This window comes from Parabacteroides sp. Marseille-P3160, from assembly GCF_900162725.1.
In the GTDB taxonomy this organism is placed as follows: domain Bacteria; phylum Bacteroidota; class Bacteroidia; order Bacteroidales; family Tannerellaceae; genus Marseille-P3160.
This window is the reverse complement of record NZ_LT799418.1, coordinates 3,512,036-3,532,157: the sequence shown is the minus strand read 5'-3', so window position 1 is coordinate 3,532,157 and position 20,122 is coordinate 3,512,036. Positions and strand designations below refer to the sequence as shown.

General features: G+C 41.8%; 12 protein-coding genes, 1 tRNA gene, 5 pseudogenes and 2 riboswitches. Of the genes and pseudogenes, 8 read left to right on the top strand and 10 right to left on the bottom strand.

Annotated elements, in window-relative coordinates:
- Positions 1-203 precede the first annotated feature (203 nt).
- On the bottom strand, positions 204-3,494 hold the full coding sequence (locus tag BQ8014_RS14200) for a TonB-dependent receptor (RefSeq protein WP_080904920.1): 3,291 nt from the start codon (positions 3,492-3,494) through the stop codon (positions 204-206).
- A 408-nt stretch (positions 3,495-3,902) separates the two neighbouring features.
- Here BQ8014_RS14200 and BQ8014_RS14195 point away from each other — a divergent pair.
- Positions 3,903-3,989 (top strand) — tRNA-Ser (locus tag BQ8014_RS14195).
- Between the two features lie 101 nt (positions 3,990-4,090).
- Here the strand turns inward: BQ8014_RS14195 and BQ8014_RS20085 are convergent.
- From BQ8014_RS20085 to BQ8014_RS19550, 3 genes and pseudogenes are all read right to left on the bottom strand, one after another.
- A pseudogene (locus BQ8014_RS20085) lies at positions 4,091-4,159 on the bottom strand ((4Fe-4S)-binding protein); the annotation flags it as partial.
- A 40-nt stretch (positions 4,160-4,199) separates the two neighbouring features.
- Positions 4,200-4,919 (bottom strand): pirin family protein, encoded by a 720-nt coding sequence (locus tag BQ8014_RS14190; protein WP_080904919.1) that lies wholly within the window; start codon positions 4,917-4,919, stop codon positions 4,200-4,202.
- Positions 4,900-5,172: a hypothetical protein gene (locus BQ8014_RS19550; protein WP_080904918.1), complete on the bottom strand. Its 273-nt coding sequence runs from the start codon at positions 5,170-5,172 to the stop codon at positions 4,900-4,902. Before BQ8014_RS19550 ends, BQ8014_RS14190 begins: the two co-directional genes overlap by 20 nt.
- A gap of 332 nt (positions 5,173-5,504) precedes the next feature.
- Between BQ8014_RS19550 and BQ8014_RS14180 the strand changes: the two genes are divergently transcribed.
- From BQ8014_RS14180 to BQ8014_RS14160, 5 genes are read left to right on the top strand one after another with little or no spacing between them, the layout of a single operon-like run.
- Positions 5,505-6,782 (top strand): TolC family protein, encoded by a 1,278-nt coding sequence (locus BQ8014_RS14180; RefSeq protein WP_080904917.1) that lies wholly within the window; start codon positions 5,505-5,507, stop codon positions 6,780-6,782.
- Positions 6,783-6,787: 5 nt separating this feature from the next.
- Complete coding sequence (locus BQ8014_RS14175) at positions 6,788-7,879, top strand: efflux RND transporter periplasmic adaptor subunit (RefSeq protein ID WP_080904916.1); 1,092 nt, start codon at positions 6,788-6,790, stop codon at positions 7,877-7,879.
- A gap of 4 nt (positions 7,880-7,883) precedes the next feature.
- A complete protein-coding gene (locus tag BQ8014_RS14170; protein WP_080904915.1) occupies positions 7,884-10,982 on the top strand; it encodes an efflux RND transporter permease subunit in 3,099 nt (1,032 codons plus the stop codon).
- Positions 10,983-11,017: 35 nt separating this feature from the next.
- Positions 11,018-11,710, top strand: a complete 693-nt coding sequence (locus BQ8014_RS14165) for a response regulator transcription factor (RefSeq protein ID WP_080904914.1) — start codon at positions 11,018-11,020, stop codon at positions 11,708-11,710.
- The gene (locus tag BQ8014_RS14160; RefSeq protein WP_080904913.1) at positions 11,707-13,065 is read left to right on the top strand and encodes a HAMP domain-containing sensor histidine kinase; all 1,359 of its coding nucleotides are present in this window, start codon (positions 11,707-11,709) and stop codon (positions 13,063-13,065) included. Before BQ8014_RS14165 ends, BQ8014_RS14160 begins: the two co-directional genes overlap by 4 nt.
- Before the next feature lie 130 nt (positions 13,066-13,195).
- On the opposite strand, the gene BQ8014_RS14155 is transcribed toward BQ8014_RS14160, so the two are convergent.
- On the bottom strand, positions 13,196-14,401 hold the full coding sequence (locus BQ8014_RS14155; protein WP_080904912.1) for a clostripain-related cysteine peptidase: 1,206 nt from the start codon (positions 14,399-14,401) through the stop codon (positions 13,196-13,198).
- 525 nt (positions 14,402-14,926) lie between these two features.
- A riboswitch (cobalamin riboswitch) is annotated at positions 14,927-15,127 on the bottom strand.
- A 246-nt stretch (positions 15,128-15,373) separates the two neighbouring features.
- On the opposite strand from BQ8014_RS14155, the gene BQ8014_RS14150 reads away from it, so the two are divergent.
- Complete coding sequence (locus BQ8014_RS14150; protein WP_139785133.1) at positions 15,374-15,631, top strand: hypothetical protein; 258 nt, start codon at positions 15,374-15,376, stop codon at positions 15,629-15,631.
- A 57-nt stretch (positions 15,632-15,688) separates the two neighbouring features.
- Here the strand turns inward: BQ8014_RS14150 and BQ8014_RS14145 are convergent.
- Both BQ8014_RS14145 and BQ8014_RS19765 read right to left on the bottom strand, forming a co-directional pair.
- Positions 15,689-16,249 (bottom strand): annotated as a pseudogene (locus tag BQ8014_RS14145) (DUF1080 domain-containing protein); the annotation flags it as partial.
- Positions 16,215-16,344, bottom strand: a pseudogene (locus BQ8014_RS19765) (AGE family epimerase/isomerase); the annotation flags it as partial. The pseudogenes BQ8014_RS14145 and BQ8014_RS19765, both read right to left, overlap by 35 nt.
- Positions 16,345-17,170: 826 nt before the next feature.
- Positions 17,171-17,371: riboswitch (cobalamin riboswitch) on the bottom strand.
- 246 nt (positions 17,372-17,617) lie between these two features.
- On the opposite strand from BQ8014_RS19765, the gene BQ8014_RS14135 reads away from it, so the two are divergent.
- Positions 17,618-17,875 (top strand): hypothetical protein, encoded by a 258-nt coding sequence (locus tag BQ8014_RS14135; RefSeq protein WP_139785133.1) that lies wholly within the window; start codon positions 17,618-17,620, stop codon positions 17,873-17,875.
- A 57-nt stretch (positions 17,876-17,932) separates the two neighbouring features.
- Here the strand turns inward: BQ8014_RS14135 and BQ8014_RS14130 are convergent.
- The 3 genes and pseudogenes from BQ8014_RS14130 to BQ8014_RS14120 all read right to left on the bottom strand — a co-directional run.
- Positions 17,933-18,493: pseudogene (locus BQ8014_RS14130) on the bottom strand (DUF1080 domain-containing protein); the annotation flags it as partial.
- Positions 18,459-19,218, bottom strand: a pseudogene (locus BQ8014_RS14125) (AGE family epimerase/isomerase); the annotation flags it as partial. The pseudogenes BQ8014_RS14125 and BQ8014_RS14130, both read right to left, overlap by 35 nt.
- 39 nt (positions 19,219-19,257) lie before the next feature.
- A partial coding sequence (locus BQ8014_RS14120) for an MFS transporter (protein WP_139785167.1) occupies positions 19,258-20,122 on the bottom strand: 865 nt, incomplete at its 5' end.

Below are 20,122 nucleotides of genomic sequence, written 5' to 3'. Positions count from 1 at the left end.
TCAATCAGATATATATCTAATCCGGATTGAATCGAAAGTGATGCAGTAAAGATTATCTTCTGGGCGGTGAACGGACTTGACTTCGTTTTTATTCATAACGGCAGGAATTGCAGCCAATTGAATACAAAAAAAGGACGTTCCCGCAGAAACGCCCTTTTTTACTATGACATAGTGATAAATTGTTAATTAGAGATGTATCTCTTTCAGAAGAAATATTTTATACCGAACTGTGCTTGCCAACGAGAGACGGAGCCTACTTCGTTTTTAAATGTCTTATCCAAAACTTCTTTGTTTTGCAAAGGCATTGTAAAGCCTGGGGTATAATTGTTTGCAGCGGAAGGAGCCTGTGTCATGCTGAGGAATTGGTATTGCGGAGAACTACTATATCCTAAGACAGTTGTTTCCTGTACTCCCCAATCTTTGTTCAGGAGATTTAAGAAGTTTGCAATATCGAAGCTGAATCGTAATGTGTGAACCTGTCCGTTTCTCAGCGGTAATTTAATATCATGGGATATATTTACGTCCAGTTGATGGGCATAGGGTGTAACCGCTCCGTTGCGTTCTGCATATTCACCACGATGTTTCTTTAAATAATCATCTTGTTCTATGAAGGTGTTGATTTGATTCCAAATTTCATCTACGCTTCTTGTATCACCCGAGGCCGGTACGATGTTGATGTCCGATTTGTCTATGGGAATATAGATCAAGTCATTCATTGTTTGTTTATCTCCGTTTACATCTCCATTATAGGTATATGAATACCGGAAAGGTTGATAGATCTGATACACTGCGCCGAATGAGGTGGATGCATTTTTACTCCAGTTTGCGGTGTAAGAAGCCTGTAATAAGAATCGTGTATTGAAAGAGCCTGCAGTGAGTGCTACTTCTTCTGCATTCGGGTCAATGGCCGGACGATATTTCCAGGCAGAGGAGGCGACAGAAGATGTTCCGTCCGTTACGCCTTTAGACTGGCCGAAAGAGAAAGAACCATTCAAATACAGATTTTTTAATACGCCACTATTAAATGTTTTTTGAAGTTGAAGGGTCGTGTAAAGCGAACGTCCTTTACTTGTATTTTTCATTAAAACAACATTTTCTACTTTGTCAGAGATGAACATGCTATAATTCCCCGCGTTAGAATTATCTTTTCTAAAATAAGGGCGAGCTGATAATTCTCCTTCTTTTACATATGCTATAGGGTCGTTTAAGCCTATATTTTTATGGTATATGGCATTAATGTCTTTGTTATATAATACCTCGACTGTTGCAATCCAACCATCACCGAAAGAATAATCAACTGCAATATTCGTTTTCCACAATTGAGGATATTTGAAATCTTTATCCGTTACTGCCATATCCATTCTCGATGATGAAATATCTGCTGCCGTCGGTTGGTATTCTGAAATTCCGTCGAATGGACGGCCTGCTGATAAATTTCCAAATAACAAACCGTTATTTCCTGCCTGATTGCTTAACCAGACATAAGGGGGAGTACCTGAGAATATACCTGTTCCACCACGAACTTGCAAAGTCTTATCATTAAAGACATCGTAGTTGAACCCTAAGCGGGGAGATAACAATAATTTAGTCCCGGGATATTTCGATACATCTATTTTGGTGCCTCCCTGGAAAGTGATAGCCTCAGCCTCCGGGTTTCTTTCCAGGTCTGTGGTGAAAATAGGCATATCGACCCGCAGTCCGTACGTCAGATTAAAATTGGGAGTTATAGCCCATTTGTCTTGTGCGTAAAAGCCTAAAGACAATACGTCAACATAGGCATAAGGAAAGGAACCTCCGATTGCATATTTCTGGCCGAAACTACCTTGAATTGAGGTTGTGGTTGGCCTTGTTGTCGGATCTGAACCTGCATTCTTCCAATCGAAATACTGGTTTACATCCGTATAAAAATCCTGCAAGCTGCTGTATCTCCAAACTCCGGCAAAAGAATAGGCATAACCGTTTTTGAATTTACGGTAATCGCTTTGCGTACCGACTGTAATCTGATGGTTATTCAATACCCATGTTAAATTATCCTGGATTTGGTAAATATCAGAATTCAACAAGTTGTTGTAAGAGTTTGCTTCCGTTCCGAAAGTAGTAAAAGCACTTCCATCTTTCATGATATCTACTTGTGGGAAAAATCCTCCGTCCATATCACGCTTATCTCTTATTGCGGAATACCCCACCTTCAATGTATTGGATACATTGTCGCTAAGTGTAGAGACCAAATCCGCCATGACGATATTGAAATCATTATTTGTACGATAGAAAGTGGATGAATAGGGGATTGCGTAACTGTTCGGCCCACGTCCGTTGGATGGAGCGCCGGAAGAACTCGGATTGTTTGTGTTAAATGAGTTCAAATAGTAATATTTAAAACTCAATGTGTTTTTGTTATTAATATTCCAGTCTAAACGAGCTGTGATACGATCCGCTTCTGTTGGGGTACTCGTTACATTATATGAGCCGGGATTATAATTGAATTTGCTTTGTAGAAAGTCGGAAATTTCTTGTAATGTCTTTTCATCTGCTATGGAATATTGTCCACTCACTGCCTGGCTTTCATCCTTACGGGGGCGATAGGTGATCGGAGTTTCCTGGCGATCGAATTCCGCATTAACATAGAAGAACAGCTTGTTCTTTATAATAGGACCGGACAGGCTGACTCCATATTGATGATTGGAGAACTCATTCACATTTACGATTTCATCTTTTGCTCTCCATCCGGTAAGTGACGGGCTTTTTGTATACATAGAGGCGGAGGCATGCCATTCATTAGATCCCGATTTGGTAACGGAGTTAATTGCCGCTCCTGTAAAGGCGCCGTTCCGTACGTCATAAGGGGCGATCATTACCTGTACCTGTTCCAATGCATCCAAAGAGATGGGTTCAATGCCGGAAGCTCCCAAGGCCGAGGATAATCCGAACGAGTTGTTGAATGAGGCGCCGTCGACCGTTACATTATTAAAACGGTAAGAAGTACCTGCAAAATTTTTTCCGCTGCTCATCGGTGTCAGTTTGGTAAAATCATCCAACGAGCGATTCAACGTCGGAAGTTTATCCATTCTATCCCGTGTGATAATTTCCTGTGCACCTGTTCTGTTGGAAGAAATGATTGCATTTTTATCGCTCACTATGATTACTTCGCTTAAGGTTTGTGAATCTTCCTTTAATGTTGAATTTAAAGTGTAATTCTCACCTAATGAAAGATGAATATCGGTAATCACCTCTTTGTTATATCCTACATAACTAATTTCGACGGTGTAAGGACCGCCGATACGTAGATTCTGCAGTGTATAGTTCCCATTTGAATTGGTTGCAGTTGCATAAACTGTACCTGTTGGTGTATGGACCGCCTTTATCGTAGCTCCAATCAAGGGCTCATTTGCCGAATCCTGAAGCTTACCGCTTATATTCGCTGTCGTCACTTGGGCAAAGGTTTGGGAAGTGACTCCCATTAAAAGAATAACCAATAAAAGTTTAATTTTCTTCATAACTTTTTTCTCTTTTAAAGTTTAGTAATGCAAAACAATAATATTAAAGTTTCCTTTCTGTTAAGCCTGTGTTATTTTTTTGTTAAGTGATTGTGTGAAATTCGCTTGCTTTGATGTTAATACTTGTGTATTAAACTCGTATGAAAAATGGATTTAAAAACCGCTACAAAGGAAGTAAAACCCTCATTTGTATGCAACAAAATGCCTTTAATTAACATATACATTTCTGCCTGAAATTGTTTATTTTTTTTGAAAATTAAGTAATACTTTTTATGGATACTTTTCAGAATGAGCAGAATAATTGTATCGATTGATAAGGTGCGGTAAAATCTCAGGGAAAGCGTTGTAAATTTGAAAATATAAATCTATCTTTGCATCGCCTTTTTAGGAACTCAGCTAATGCGGCATGGAAGTGTGGGTGAGTGGCTGAAACCACCAGTTTGCTAAACTGACGTACGGGTAACCGTACCGGGGGTTCGAATCCCCCCGCTTCCGCTTAAGGAGACGTCTTGTTATTTGGCGTCTCCTTTTTCAGTATATTACATACTGAATAACAATAGTGTTCCATATGATACCTTTGAATTATTCGTGTTAAGCTAAATAAGCGTTTTGACACAGATTCCGGAATGCGTGCAGATTTCGGGCTTCCAGAAAGTGGTGATTTCACCGTTTGTCTATTCTTTCATATGCTTAAGGGATTGATTTTTATTCGGGGAATTCCATCGGAACATCCATCAGGAGTATTTCCGAATTTTCGAGCGCTTCCACTTCAAAGTGATCGGTATCATATACACCGAATCCGTCGCGTTTATCCAGGACCTGATCGCCGATTTTGGCTTTTCCTTCAATGATAAAAACATAGACGCCGTTACCCGGTTTCCGGATGCGGTATTCTTTTGAGACGCCTTTATTGAAATTGGCCAGGGAGAACCAGGCATCCTGATGGATCCACACACCGTCATCGTCAGGATCCGGTGAAACGATCTGCTGGAAGTCGTCCGGTTTGGCATTGTCGGCAACGACAATTTTGTCATACCTTGGTTTGACGCCTGTTTTATTGGGGATAACCCATATCTGGAGGAATTTAACGGGGGCGCTTGCATCCGCGTTTTCCTCACTGTGCATAATGCCCGTCCCGGCGCTCATCACCTGTATTTCACCTTTGCTGATGATATCCTGGTTACCCATATTGTCACCGTGGTGTAATCTGCCTTCCAGCGGAATGCTGATAATCTCCATGTTTTTATGCGGATGCCTTCCGAATCCTTCCCCACCCGCAACGGTGTCGTCGTTCAAGACCCTCAAAACGCCAAAGTTCACGCGTTCGGGATCGTAATAGTCGGCAAAACTGAACGTATGAAACGAGTTAAGCCATCCATGGTTGGCATGCCCCCGGCTGCCTGCTTTATGTAAAACTGTTTTCATATAAAATAATTCTAATGATAAAATGATGATGCGTATTTTTTCTGTAACATTTTTTTTTATTGTATTGTTCCGATAAATTTAAGCATTGTGAGTAAGGATAACGGAGAAAGATATAAGACATTATACCCTTATACTCTTTTTCTTCGTCAATGACAAGTGCTGTTTCTGAAAAACAGTCGGCATAGGTATTACTATCATAATTCTTCTGCGCTGTTAGCAAGTCTAAAAGGACTTTCGGTAATTTCAAATCCATTGTGCTTATTCTTTAAGGTCACTGTCCAAAAGTCGTGACTTATACGGAAAAAATCCAGTGCACTCAATTTTATAAATGAGTATACTTGACTTTATAAATGAGTATACCGGATCAATTCATTGAGTGCACTGGCTTTTCAGGGTAGTGCAGTGCCTTTTTAGACACTTCTCTGTTTGCTTTTCAGAGGCGATTACCCCGAACCCAAGTTAAGAAGTTTATGCGAGAATCAATCTACACGAAGACAGTTTGGCTTTCTAATCTATTTCTAATATACTTCAAAGATTTCTTTAATCTTTGAACCCTATTTTTGCGGAAAATATAGTTTTCAGACAATGAAAAAATATCTGTTTCTCATAATAATAGGCTTTTTCTTTATCCAAAACGCTTTTGCACAAGAGCAACAAATACTCAAACTTACCCCGGAACAAGTGGAAACGGTATTCCTCCGACAAAATCTGGAACTGATCGCTGAACAGATGAACATTGACTTGGCAGATGCGGAAATAGTACAGGCAAAATTGTGGGATAATCCCGAACTGTCCATCAGTTCAGTAAACTTGTGGAGTACGGAAAATCAGCGGAAAGAGTTGGAAATGGGTTCCTTTCCGAAAAATACGCAGTTTAGCATAGCACTTAGTCAGTTGATACAGACTGCCAATAAGAGAGGGAAATTGATCAATCGGGAAAAAGTATCCAGGGAAATTACGGTCCGGGAATTTGAGGAAGTCTTGCGAGGGCTGAAAGTGGAACTGAGAAAGTTAATCCATGAGATGGAGTACTTGCAATCTTATCAGCAAATTTTATATAATCAACAACGGTCGTTGGAACAATTAATTGCAGCCTACAGCAAACAAGTGTTACAGGGAAATATAGCGAAAAGCGAGTTACTCCGCCTTCAATCCTCTTCTTTAGAGTTGGAGAACGAGAAGAATGAACTGCAAACAGATCTGAATGCACAACAGAAAGAACTCAAATCCTTATTGAATGTCGATCCCTTCGTTTGGATCGAAATAGAGAAAGACAGTAAAGAATTGATCAATCCGGATCATCTTTCGCTCGCCAATCTTTTGGAACAAGCCACAGAGTCGCGTCCGGATCTAAAACGTCAGCAACTGCAAGTCCGATATTATGAAAAGGCGTTGACATATGAAAAGTCACAACGAATTCCGGATATGACGTTGAATGCCGATTACGATCGGCAAGGGGGTGTCTGGAAAGACTTTGTCGGATTCGGGGTTAGTTTTGATTTACCGTTCCTGAATCGGAATCAAGGGAATATCAAGGCGGCAAAGATAAACCGGGACCGGAGCGAATATCTTGCCCGGCAACAACAGAACAAGGCTCAGCATGAAGTCGTTGAAGCGTTTAGTAATTATGTACAGGCCTACCGGTTCTATAAAAAGACCCATGAGAATGAGTTGCTGACCGAGTTGGACAGTATGCTGGATATCTATACGAAAAATTTGCTGAATAAGAATATAAGCATGTTGGAATATATTGATTTTATGAATGCTTATAAAAGTAACAAACAGACCGTATTTCATTCTGCTAAAAATCTGCAAATACTTTTTGAAGAACTTCAATATACAATCGGTACCGATATAAAATAAATACGATGATAAAAAGACGAATTTCCTTATTGACGCTACTCTCTATCACTTTTCTGCTCTCTTGTTCAGGTAATAGGGAAACGGATAAAACAGAGAATAAAAAAGAAATCGCCCAAACTTTCCTCGCCAATGTGAAGACAACAAAAGCGGTTCTGAGCAATCAGGAAGAAGAGTTAATGCTTGCCGGAAAGGTAACGTACGATCCCGATAAAGTGATCCATTATGTGCCTTTGATCAGTGGAATTATTGATCGTACTTATTTCTCTTTGGGTGATAAAGTGCAAAAAGGACAGCCTCTTTTGGATATCCGTAGTTCGGATCTCAGTTCGCTCCGGTCGGAATATATCTCCTCCGAATCGGATCTGAAAATAGCTCAACGGGAACTACAAACGGCCCAAGCGATGTATGACGATCAGATGTTGTCGGAAAAAGAATGGCTCGAAGCGCAAGCGAAAGTGAAACAAGCGCATGCCGCTTTCGACAAAGTGAAAAATGATCTGTCTTCCTATGGTTCGAACAAAGAAGACGGTACTTTCTTTATCAAAGCACCGATGACCGGTTATATTGTAGATAAGAAAGCCTCTTCGGGTAGTCCGGTCTCAGCCGATGGTGAGCCTTTGTTTGTAGTTGCCGATTTATCTAATGTATGGATCATAGCCAATGTGTATGCCGGTAATCTGCTTTTTGTCAAAGAAGGTATGGAGGTCGACATCACGACGCTTTCTTATCCCGGCGAAGTGTTTACCGGTAAAATCAATACCCTGTCCCAGGTCTTTGATTCGGACGAGAAGGTACTGAAGGCAAGAATCGTGATGCCCAATAAGGATTTGAAGTTCAAGCCTGAAATGCCGGTGGTGATTAGGTTGAAGAATGAAACCCATCGTAAATTGGTGGCTATCCCTACCGATGCATTGATTTTTGATGATGACCGCTATTTTGTCGTGGTAGAAGAATCGACCGGTCATTTCAAGATCAAAGAGGTGACATTGCAGGGGCATCATCATCAAACAACCTATCTCCGCTCAGGCTTGAATGAGAACGAGCAGGTGGTAATAAAAGATCAATTGCTTATTTATTCAGGGCTTAAAGAAAATTAAGATAATGCATAAGTTCGTAGAAAATATAATAGCCTTTGCGCTTCGTAATCATATACTGGTTCTTTTTATGACCGGAATCTTATTTATTGCCGGAATAATCTGCTATCTCCATACCCCCATAGAAGCCTATCCCGACGTAACTAATACACGTGTCCGGATCATCACCCAGTGGGCGGGACGAAGTGCCGAAGAGGTGGAGAAATTCGTTACACTACCTATCATGCGCGAGATGAATACGATTCCCCGCAAGACAGATGTTCGCTCTACGTCCTTGTTCGGTTTATCCGTTGTTACAGTAATTTTCGAGGATGGAGTGGATGATTTTTTTGCCCAGCAATACTCTTCCAACCGGATGCAAGGGCTTGAGTTGCCAGAGGGAGCGGAGCCTTCCATCGAACCGCCTTCGGGAGCTACGGGCGAGATATACCGTTATGTATTGAAAAGCGATTTGCCTATCCGGGAGGTTGCTGCAATCAATAAATGGGTCGTCGAGCGCGAATTGCTCTCCGTACCGGGCGTTGCCAGTATTGCGAGTTTCGGTGGTGAAGAAAAGATGTTTGAGATTAAGGTAAATCCCAATGAGCTTGCCAATTACAATCTTTCCCCTCTGGAAGTCTATGAAGCCGTATCCAGGAGTAATATAAATGTAGGCGGGGACATTATCCAAAAAGGGAGCCAGGCTTTTGTAGTAAGAGGGATCGGCCTGCTTGAAAGCGTGGAAGACATTGAAAATATACTGATCGAAGTAAAAGGAGGCACTCCGATCCGGATTAAACAGGTGGCTACGGTGGATGTTTCGTCCAAACCCCGTCTGGGACAAGTCGGCCTCGATGAGGCGGACGATGTGGTTCAGGGGATTGTGATTATGCTCCGGGGACAGAATCCAAGTGAAGTAATCAGCCATCTGAAAGAAAAAATTACGGAACTAAACGAGCGAATATTACCCAACGATGTCAAAATAGAACCTTTTCTGGACAGGACAACTTTAGTGGAATCTACGGTGCATACAGTGATCAAGAACTTGTTGGAAGGAATCATTCTGGTTTCCATAGTTGTGTTCATATTTCTTTTCAACTGGCGAACGACTGTAATTGTTGCCACTGTAATTCCACTATCGTTCCTGTTTGCTATTATCATGCTGCGAATACAAGGACTTCCGGCAAATTTGATTTCGATGGGAGCTTTAGACTTCGGGCTTTTGCTGGAGGGAACTTTAGTCATTGTCGAGATTATCTTTGTGGCGATGGAGAAGCGGACGCATGCCATCGGTGACCGTTTTACCCATTCCATCAAGAGCGGGCTTATCAAGAAGAGTGCCGGAAGCGTAGCCTCTTCTATTTTCTTTGCACAAATTATCCTGATGGTGGCTTTATTCCCGATTTTTTCTTTTCAGAAAGTAGAAGGCAAGATGTTTTCTCCTTTAGCTTTCACCTTGGGATACGCTTTGCTGGGGTCCCTGATCCTGTCACTTACCTATGTGCCTGTGATGTGCAAGGTATTGCTCATTAAACCGATTAAAGACAAAACAAACAAAGTCAGTCGTTTTTTTACCCGTTTGATCTATCGTTTATATGAATTTAGTTCCCGTTACCGAAAGGGAACGATTCTGGCCTTTTGTATCCTGTTAACGGTTTGTACAGTACGTTTTTGTTTTTGGGGAACCGAGTTTATTCCGAGCATGAACGAAGGAGCCATTTATATCCGCGCGACTTTACCTAATAGTGTTAATCTGGATGAGTCGGTGAAGATCACAAAAGAGATGAAAAAGAAGCTTCGCCGGTTTGATGAAATACAATTTATTCTTTCTCAGACCGGTCGTCCCAATGACGGTACAGATCCGACCGGGTTTTTTAATATCGAATTTCATGCACAATTGAAGCCCGATAAAGAGTGGAAGCGGAAAATAAAGAAAGAGGAGCTGATTGATGAAATTAAAGATTCACTGGATATTTATCCGGGCGTTATTTTTGGATTCAGTCAACCGATACAGGATAATGTGGAAGAATATGTGGCCGGAGTGAAAAGTTCGTTGGTGATCAAAATATTCGGAGATGATCTCAAACAACTGGAAAGGCTTGCGGATCAGACGGCTGCCACGATCAAAGACATCCGTGGAGTAGAGGACGTGAATGTCTTTCGGAGTATCGGATTGCCGGAATTACAGATCAAGCTGGACGAATCACGTATGGCTCGCTATGCGGTGTCGATGGCAGATGCGCAAACGGTGGTTGAGATGGCCATTGGGGGAAAGGCGGCCACCACCTTCTATGAAGGGGAGCGTACGTTTGATGTGCAGCTTCGTTTCCAGAAAGAGTACCGCGATAACGAAGATAAAATCGGAAATATACTTATCCCGACTATGGATGGTAAATATGTCCCATTGAAAGAGATCGCCGATATTTCGTTTATTACCGGGCCGACTTTTATTTATCGCGACGGCAGTAGCCGGTATGTCGGAGTCGGGTTTAGTATACGGGATCGGGATTTGGGCTCGACTATTGCCGAGGCGCAACAGAAAGTATCGAAGTCGGTGAGACTGAAGACGGAAAACAAACTGGTTTGGGCCGGTGAATTTGAGAGTCAGCAACGCGCAACAGGCCGATTGATGATGATTGTACCCGCCGTGATCTTGTTGATCCTGTTTTTATTGTATCTCAACTTCGGTACGGTAAAAGACACTCTGATTGCTGCAAGTACGATACCATATGCATTTATCGGCGGATTTATCTCCCTGTGGCTTACCGGTACGGTCTTCGGAATATCAGCAGGTATCGGGTTTATTATTCTTTTTGGCATCACGGCCATCAATAGTATTCTGTTGATCGTTTTGATGAAAAGTCAAATGCAACATTCCCATAATCTGCGTCTGGCGATCGATGAAGCGGTCAGTAGCCGGGTTCGTCCCATGTTGATGATTTCCCTTATGGGTTCAATGGGCTTATTTCCTGCCGCCCTGTCGGTGGGAATGGGATCGGAGATACAGAAACCATTGGCTATTATGATTGTAGGAGGTATCCTTATTTGTATGATCTTGTCGTTTACCGTTTTGCCTCAAGTGTTCTATTTTGCTTATCGAAGAGATAAGAGGCTAAAGAAAGAATAAAATCGTTATTTTTACAACGATTAAAATGCTTCGGAATGGAATTACTCTTGGTGGAAGACAATAGACGGATCAGTGAGTTTCTGGTAAAAGGACTGGAGGAAAGCGGCTTCTCGGTTGTTCTTACCGAGACCGGTACTGAGGCGCGTAACTGGATTTATAAAAAGGAATGGGATTTGATTCTGTTGGATCTGCTATTGCCTGAAATAGATGGCTTTGAGTTGTTGCAATATGCGCGTTATAAAAAGATACAGACCCCTATTTTGGTACTCAGCGCGTTGGGAGAGCCGGATGACAAAGTGAAGGCGCTGGACTACGGAGCCGACGATTATCTGTCAAAGCCTTTCCATTTCAAAGAATTGATTGCCCGCATCCATGCGCTTACACGTAGGGCAAGGCTTAATTATGCTACCTCTTCCGAAGTGCTTCAATGCGAAGATTTAAAACTTGCGATAGACAACCATCGCGTAGAAAGGGGAGGCAGGGAGATTAAACTCACGCTGCAAGAGTTCAAACTCTTGAAACTTCTGATGGAAAATAAGAACAGAGTACTGTCGCGTGCGCAAATACTGGATACGGTGTGGGGTATAAACTACGACTCGAACACCAATGTGGTGGATGTCTATATATCCTACCTGCGGAGTAAAATAGATCCGGACGGTTGCAGTCGCCTGATCGAAACCGTTAAGGGGCGTGGATACCTTATACGGACTAAAGAAGAACCGGAATGAAAGTGCAAACACGCTTGAGCCTCTTTAGCTCGATTATCTTTGGGATAATCTTTATTGTCATCTCCGTCTTTATTTATGCTTTGTATTTTCAGAATGCGAAAAGAACGATTTATGATAATTTAAAGAAAACATCCTATATCACGGCTCTTTTCTATCTGGAAGAGGATGAACTTAACAAAAATGAATTTGCAGAAGTTAAGACTCAATTCAGTGAATTTGTGACGAATTCCTATTATCAGATTTGCAATGAAGGGGATAGTATCAGCTATGGTTCCTCTTTTCTGAAAGTATCGCCCCAACGGTTGGATGCGATTCGAAAGAAAGGAAGTTCTATTTTTTCAGAGGATGATTTTCTTTGTTATGGAATCTTTTATGAAGATAATCAGGGTGATTTTGTCGTCGTAACCGGAGAGAAAAAGGAGACTTTGTATGAACAATTAAACGCTTTGTTGTGGATCTTACTCAATGCGCTGTGGATCGGTATGGTAGCCATTGTTCTTTTGAGTCGATGGGTCGCAAACATCGCTTACCGTCCTTTCCGAAAAGTGATCCAACAGGTCAATAATATTTCAACTCATAATCTGGAAGTCCAAATAGAATTGCCGGATACCAAAGATGAATTGCAGGATTTAATAAATACCTTCAATGAATTGTTGACAAAGATCTCGGATACCTTTATCATTCAGAAGAATTTTGTCAATTATGTTTCTCACGAGTTCAGAACGCCTTTGGCCTCAATGCTTGGAAACCTGGAGGTCTTTTCCATTAGAGACCGCACTCCCGAAGAATATGACCGAATGTCGCAGAAGTTGATTCAGGAGATTCATCAACTGGAGGAAATATTAAATACACTTATTGTCGTTTCCGATCTACGGAAAGAGGCGAATGATCTGTCTTGCTTTCGTATGGATGAACTGATCTGGCAGATCATCGGGAAAATAACGGAACGCGATCCGTTGTCCAAGATTGTCGTGAACCTGGAGATTACTCCCGAGGATGAGCCATTGCTCTATGTTCAAAAGAATAGGGTGCAGATGTTGATGGCTCTTTTTAATTTAATAGAAAATGCAGTTAAGTATTCGCAGGGGAAGGCTGTTGAGATCCGTATCTATAAAGAAAACGAGACGCTTTGTCTTTCTATTGAGGATAAAGGAATCGGTATTCCGGAAGATCAACTAATAAATATCAACAAACCATTTTATCGGGCCGGAAATACAACTCAAATTAGAGGTGAGGGGATTGGCTTATCCATAGCACTCAGGATATTAGAGAAGAATCGTACGGAATATACGATCGACTCGGAAGAGAACCGGGGTACTACTGTGTTTCTAAAATTTAAAGAAGAATTGTCGTAGGTAAAATAGTTGTATATTGGCTTCCAATTTGTCTTACATCATAAACAGCCATCTAAAAACCGTCCGAAAGACGATTTTTTTGTTGTGCTTACCGCTGTTTGTTTATAGAATAGCCTATGATTCGCGAATTTCATCGTTCATCATTGTTTACGTAGAGTTGGCTCCATAACATGCTACTAAAGTAGTAGGCGTATTCGGGAGTGGATTTCCAGCGGGAGAGAGGGACATAGACACTTAGCCCGCTGTAGTGGGCCGGATCGATTGTGAAGTCGATGAACTTGGCGGTGGCGGCTTTGTAGGGAACGGTACGGTTCAATTGGGCGGTGAATGCGTTATATTGCACGTCGGTGCTGTTGGCACGGATGTAATCGGCGAGATCGAAAAAGACAGCGGGTACGTTTTTCGTATGGTAAATCTGGAAGGAGCTAACATCGCTGTTTTCCACCTCGGAGAGCTTTCCCTGCAGGATCTCCCGGCATACGCCGTATAAAGCGTCCAGTTCCCGGGCGTCGATCAGGGAGATTGTGGCCGAACGCAATTGTCCCGATTTGGCATTGTAATGATTATAATAGATTCGGCAGGCATCTGCCAGATCCTCTTTGGTCCCGAAGAGTTTGGGCAGTACCTGCTCATAAGGCATGCCGGAGGCCTCGTAACCGGCTTCGGCAAGGACTTCCGCCGTAGAGGCGATGAAATAATCGCAGGTGTGGCGGAGCTGGTAAAGGGCCTCGACGTTTCCCATAAGGCAAACGTCGAATAGGATAAACTCGGCCGTCCGGTCGGGGAGCGCCTTGGCCATCTGGTCGATCTCCATTACGCGGGAACCTCCCTGTGTTCCCGTCTGTTCATCAATAGCAAAATAACGCGTATGGGGGAAATCAACGGCCTCTCCTTTCTTCAGCTCGGCGGATTTAGTTGACGAATGGTTGATGGGAAGCCATCCCATGGCATGCGACCAGAGGATCAACCCGAATCGTTCATTGGGAACCTCCTGTTTGGTATCTTGAATAACAGTAGCTAAAGTTCCGGCTTCCGCCGAGTTCTGTTCTGGATAGCTTTTCAGGAGGATTTCGTTACCCTCCGAATCGATTCGGAAGAGGCGGGGCAAGGCGTCTCGGTCATCCAGATAGACGACGACGGTTCCTGTAGATTCCTTGATTCCGGCTTTTAGTTGGTCGAGCGTATAGGAGACTTCCGAAGTCATCTTTTTCTCCTCAGCTGCCATATAGACCAGCAAGGTATAGGGAACGGAGACGGGCGCATCCGGTTCATTATCGTTACACCCCGGGAGAAAGCATAAAAGGATGATTCCTATCAGATATTGAATTTTCGACATGCAAATTCATTTAGAATAGATGCGCAAATTTATTAAAATCAAACGAATAAACCAGTACATTCCGATCAATAAAGTAGAGAATCCGGATTTTCATCCGGTAGAATGGCTTTCGGTTTCTATTGGAAAGCTATTCTTGTCGGATATGTTTATAAATCAGAATTTTTATATACGTTTGCATTCAGCCTATTTTCCATAAGAGGACATTTGTGCATCAACCTTAAAGAGAGCCATAGGAAAGGATTTACCCCATGTTCCCTGCAGGCCCCCAAGAGAGTAAAGATGATGGCGGCATAAAAAGCTGCCTTATGGGATCACCGGGGTAATGAAAATAGAAAATTAAAATTCCTTTCAATAAAAGAGAAAAGCACAAACCAGCCACGGAGCTCATCCCGCAATGCTGATCTGTACTTCCACTTCTAATTATTTATGGCAGAATAATTAAAGCATAAGTTACAGCCTCTAAAAATGCAAAAATGAATAAAATCTTTATTCTTTGAATGTCTCTTGCAGCTTTTCCTCGAAGCCTCCAGTTGCTATGTATGTTGCTGGTCTTCTGACTTGCTTTCGTTTCGGACGGCCTTCCCGAAGTTTACCTCCAGTGGCAAAAGTAAATATCCGATCGTTATATAAAGCTTACAGCAGCGGGACTGTCCGGGATTTGCACCCGATTCCCATTTAATCCTTCCCATCGGAAGACAGGTTGGAACAACATATGTTACAAAGATAAATATATTTTAAAACAAACAAATCTCCTTTCCACTATTTTATAAAAAACGGAAAGGCTCCAACACTATTTAACAATCCGGGGCAATCCGGAACAACATTTAAATTATTTAAGTATTCGTTTACGCCATTGTTCCTTTTTTTTCATACATTTGAGGCAATAAATAAGAAGAAACACGGTTTTAAATTTTCAGCGTTCAATATGTTACGTAATGGAATAAGTCAGTAATAATAAAAATAATTTCTAAGATGGATTCCAACCCTCAAAAACCAATGGGATTCCCTGTCCCGACCTACCAATGGAATGCAAAAAACATTGCTATTCGGGTATTTACCTACCCTCTTTGTCTGTGTGTACTTTTTCTAGGTATCTATGCACTCCTCAATCCTCCGAAAGTGAAATGTGTTTTTGCCGGGATAGGAACCATGATCGCCGTATCGATCTATTTATATGCGGATGTCCGGTTCCTGCTGTTAAGTAAAAAAAGAAAGGGCCTCCATTCTTAACGGCAAGGCTCTTCCAAGGTAAAAATCAATAATGGTTTTGCATGAATCTATATCATTTTATTCTAAAATCTTTATCTTAATATTGCGGAACCAGACGTCATTCCCGTGATCCTGAAATCCGATATATCCTTCCCGTTTTACTCCACCGCAGTTGGACATCAAATAATAGGCATCTGCCCATTCCTTCACACTAAATTTACTATTATCAAGCATTTTAATCCATTCGGGAGTCCATAGCGTGTATTCTACGACTTTTTTGCCATTCTGATAATGAGTAACTTTCCCATTTTCAACTCTAATCTTCGCCCGATTCCATTTTCCGTAGGGTTTTGCATTTTGAGGTTTTGCCGGAATTAAATCGTACAAGGACATCGATTTCCGATTTCCGTCTGTTCCCAGTTTGGCATCCGGATGATTTTCATTGTCCAGAACCTGAGCTTCCCGAGCCGAAGCAACGGCATATTGATTCGGGATTTCCTGTATTAAATATAATATACCGGAATTCCCTCCTTTGGATATTTTCCATTCCAGTTCCAGCTCGAAATTTTTAAACGTATGGGAAAAGATGAGCTCTCCACCTTCACTCCCTTGCCCAGATCCATAATAAACCACATGGCCTCAATGGAATGCCCGGGATTGACAACACGCCCGTCAAAAGAATCGGACAGTTGCCCGTCCGTAGTTACATTTTCAATGATAATACCGTCCAGCTCCGNAGTTCTGTTCTGGATAGCTTTTCAGGAGGATTTCGTTACCCTCCGAATCGATTCGGAAGAGGCGGGGCAAGGCGTCTCGGTCATCCAGATAGACGACGACGGTTCCTGTAGATTCCTTGATTCCGGCTTTTAGTTGGTCGAGCGTATAGGAGACTTCCGAAGTCATCTTTTTCTCCTCAGCTGCCATATAGACCAGCAAGGTATAGGGAACGGAGACGGGCGCATCCGGTTCATTATCGTTACACCCCGGGAGAAAGCATAAAAGGATGATTCCTATCAGATATTGAATTTTCGACATGCAAATTCATTTAGAATAGATGCGCAAATTTATTAAAATCAAACGAATAAACCAGTACATTCCGATCAATAAAGTAGAGAATCCGGATTTTCATCCGGTAGAATGGCTTTCGGTTTCTATTGGAAAGCTATTCTTGTCGGATATGTTTATAAATCAGAATTTTTATATACGTTTGCATTCAGCCTATTTTCCATAAGAGGACATTTGTGCATCAACCTTAAAGAGAGCCATAGGAAAGGATTTACCCCATGTTCCCTGCAGGCCCCCAAGAGAGTAAAGATGATGGCGGCATAAAAAGCTGCCTTATGGGATCACCGGGGTAATGAAAATAGAAAATTAAAATTCCTTTCAATAAAAGAGAAAAGCACAAACCAGCCACGGAGCTCATCCCGCAATGCTGATCTGTACTTCCACTTCTAATTATTTATGGCAGAATAATTAAAGCATAAGTTACAGCCTCTAAAAATGCAAAAATGAATAAAATCTTTATTCTTTGAATGTCTCTTGCAGCTTTTCCTCGAAGCCTCCAGTTGCTATGTATGTTGCTGGTCTTCTGACTTGCTTTCGTTTCGGACGGCCTTCCCGAAGTTTACCTCCAGTGGCAAAAGTAAATATCCGATCGTTATATAAAGCTTACAGCAGCGGGACTGTCCGGGATTTGCACCCGATTCCCATTTAATCCTTCCCATCGGAAGACAGGTTGGAACAACATATGTTACAAAGATAAATATATTTTAAAACAAACAAATCTCCTTTCCACTATTTTATAAAAAACGGAAAGGCTCCAACACTATTTAACAATCCGGGGCAATCCGGAACAACATTTAAATTATTTAAGTATTCGTTTACGCCATTGTTCCTTTTTTTTCATACATTTGAGGCAATAAATAAGAAGAAACACGGTTTTAAATTTTCAGCGTTCAATATGTTACGTAATGGAATAAGTCAGTAATAATAAAAATAATTTCTAAGATGGATTCCAACCCTCAAAAACCAATGGGATTCCCTGTCCCGACCTACCAATGGAATGCAAAAAACATTGCTATTCGGGTATTTACCTACCCTCTTTGTCTGTGTGTACTTTTTCTAGGTATCTATGCACTCCTCAATCCTCCGAAAGTGAAATGTGTTTTTGCCGGGATAGGAACCATGATCGCCGTATCGATCTATTTATATGCGGATGTCCGGTTCCTGCTGTTAAGTAAAAAAAGAAAGGGCCTCCATTCTTAACGGCAAGGCTCTTCCAAGGTAAAAATCAATAATGGTTTTGCATGAATCTATATCATTTTATTCTAAAATCTTTATCTTAATATTGCGGAACCAGACGTCATTCCCGTGATCCTGAAATCCGATATATCCTTCCCGTTTTACTCCACCGCAGTTGGACATCAAATAATAGGCATCTGCCCATTCCTTCACACTAAATTTACTATTATCAAGCATTTTAATCCATTCGGGAGTCCATAGCGTGTATTCTACGACTTTTTTGCCATTCTGATAATGAGTAACTTTCCCATTTTCAACTCTAATCTTCGCCCGATTCCATTTTCCGTAGGGTTTTGCATTTTGAGGTTTTGCCGGAATTAAATCGTACAAGGACATCGATTTCCGATTTCCGTCTGTTCCCAGTTTGGCATCCGGATGATTTTCATTGTCCAGAACCTGAGCTTCCCGAGCCGAAGCAACGGCATATTGATTCGGGATTTCCTGTATTAAATATAATATACCGGAATTCCCTCCTTTGGATATTTTCCATTCCAGTTCCAGCTCGAAATTTTTAAACGTATGGGAAAAGATGAGCTCTCCACCTTCACTCCCTTGCCCAGATCCATAATAAACCACATGGCCTCAATGGAATGCCCGGGATTGACAACACGCCCGTCAAAAGAATCGGACAGTTGCCCGTCCGTAGTTACATTTTCAATGATAATACCGTCCAGCTCCGGCCGGTAAAACATATCCATCACTTCATGAATGCAAGTCTCCATCAGACTTAACAAATATTCTTCACTTAACAAATGCTCTATTTCAAGCCCGAGATTACACAGGATCATCGGTAAGGCGAAGTTTTTAAGATCCCGTGTACCCGGATAAACTTTATTCCACTTTCCTTTGGGATTATCCACCTTCGACAATATGATATCGAAAGTCCTGCGGGCAATATCTGCATATTCCTGACTTCCGGTAGCGACGCTTACTTGCGCGAACGCCATCGTCGCAAAAGTGTAGGAGAAGATATTATAGGGCTCAATCAGTGGATCCCCCTTCCGGTCCAATGAAAAATACCAATTAAGGCAGCCGTCATGACCGTGCTTTTTTAGGAATTCCGCTCCTTGTATCGCACAGTCCAACCATTCCTGCCTTTTCTCCACCTTGTTATAAAGCATGGCAAACATCCAAACCTCACGACCCTGAAGCCAGATGAATTTATCCGTATCATAAACCGATCCGTCTCTTTCAAGGCAGGTAAAATACCCTCCCTCTTCTTTATCCTGGGAATTTTGAAGCCAAAAGGGAAGTACATTCTCCAGCAATTCTGATTTATATTGCTCTTCTAATTTTTTGAAATCCATGTCTTTTATGATTATATAGTGTTTCGTGTTTTATGAAATTTATTTCTCCCAATACTTCTCTATCTCCTCCAACGTTTTTCCTGTCGTTTCGGGCATCAGTTTCCATACAATCAGCATATATGGAATGCACATAAGGGCAAAGAGAATAAATGTCCCCTGCGGATGGAGATTTTCCAATAGCCAGGGAGTTAATTGCCCTATCAAATAGGTACCAATCCAAAGTGAAAGTCCTGCGATAGACATCGCCAGTCCACGAACCCTAATCGGATACATTTCCGATAACAAGACGAAAATAACGGCGGAGATAGAACCCGCACAGAAGAAGATATATAAGAGGAAGAATATTAACAGGAAAATATTCGAAATCCCTAATCCGGTGCCCAAAATGAAGTAAAAGGCGATCAACAGCAGCGAGAGGATCATCCCGGACACGCCAAAATAGACTAACTTTTTGCGTCCGATCTTATCGATAAAGAACATGGCGAGAATCGTGGTCAGTACATTTACCAAACCGACAATAACCTGATAAAATAAGGAATCGCTGCCTGAAAGCCCACTGCTCTCGAAAATGGACGGGCCATAGTAAAGAACGGCATTGACACCCATAAACTGTCCTAATATAGCTATTGCCGCCCCGATAAGTACAGCCTTTCGGATACCGGGTTTAAAAAGCTCCCGCCAATGTACCCTTGGTTGGTTTCCTATAGCACTTTTGGTTTCATTCATTTCGAATGCACCTTTTTCATTCGACCCGTAGATATGGTTCAAAATAGGCAATGCTTTTCCTTCATTCGCTTTCAGAATGAGCCATCTGGGACTTTCAGGAATAAAAAACAGTACGATTAGAAACAAGATCGAAGGTATAGCTGCCATCCCCAACATGCTTCGCCAAACTTCCGTATGG

Coding starts and splice junctions, on each gene's coding strand:
- BQ8014_RS14180 (WP_080904917.1), top strand. CDS start 5,505: ATGAAAAAATATCTGTTTCTCATAATAATAGGCTTTTTCTTTATCCAA.
- BQ8014_RS14155 (WP_080904912.1), bottom strand. CDS start 14,401: ATGTCGAAAATTCAATATCTGATAGGAATCATCCTTTTATGCTTTCTC.
- BQ8014_RS14150 (WP_139785133.1), top strand. CDS start 15,374: ATGGATTCCAACCCTCAAAAACCAATGGGATTCCCTGTCCCGACCTAC.
- BQ8014_RS14165 (WP_080904914.1), top strand. CDS start 11,018: ATGGAATTACTCTTGGTGGAAGACAATAGACGGATCAGTGAGTTTCTG.
- BQ8014_RS14190 (WP_080904919.1), bottom strand. CDS start 4,919: ATGAAAACAGTTTTACATAAAGCAGGCAGCCGGGGGCATGCCAACCAT.
- BQ8014_RS14200 (WP_080904920.1), bottom strand. CDS start 3,494: ATGAAGAAAATTAAACTTTTATTGGTTATTCTTTTAATGGGAGTCACT.
- BQ8014_RS14175 (WP_080904916.1), top strand. CDS start 6,788: ATGATAAAAAGACGAATTTCCTTATTGACGCTACTCTCTATCACTTTT.
- BQ8014_RS19550 (WP_080904918.1), bottom strand. CDS start 5,172: ATGGATTTGAAATTACCGAAAGTCCTTTTAGACTTGCTAACAGCGCAG.
- BQ8014_RS14135 (WP_139785133.1), top strand. CDS start 17,618: ATGGATTCCAACCCTCAAAAACCAATGGGATTCCCTGTCCCGACCTAC.
- BQ8014_RS14160 (WP_080904913.1), top strand. CDS start 11,707: ATGAAAGTGCAAACACGCTTGAGCCTCTTTAGCTCGATTATCTTTGGG.
- BQ8014_RS14170 (WP_080904915.1), top strand. CDS start 7,884: ATGCATAAGTTCGTAGAAAATATAATAGCCTTTGCGCTTCGTAATCAT.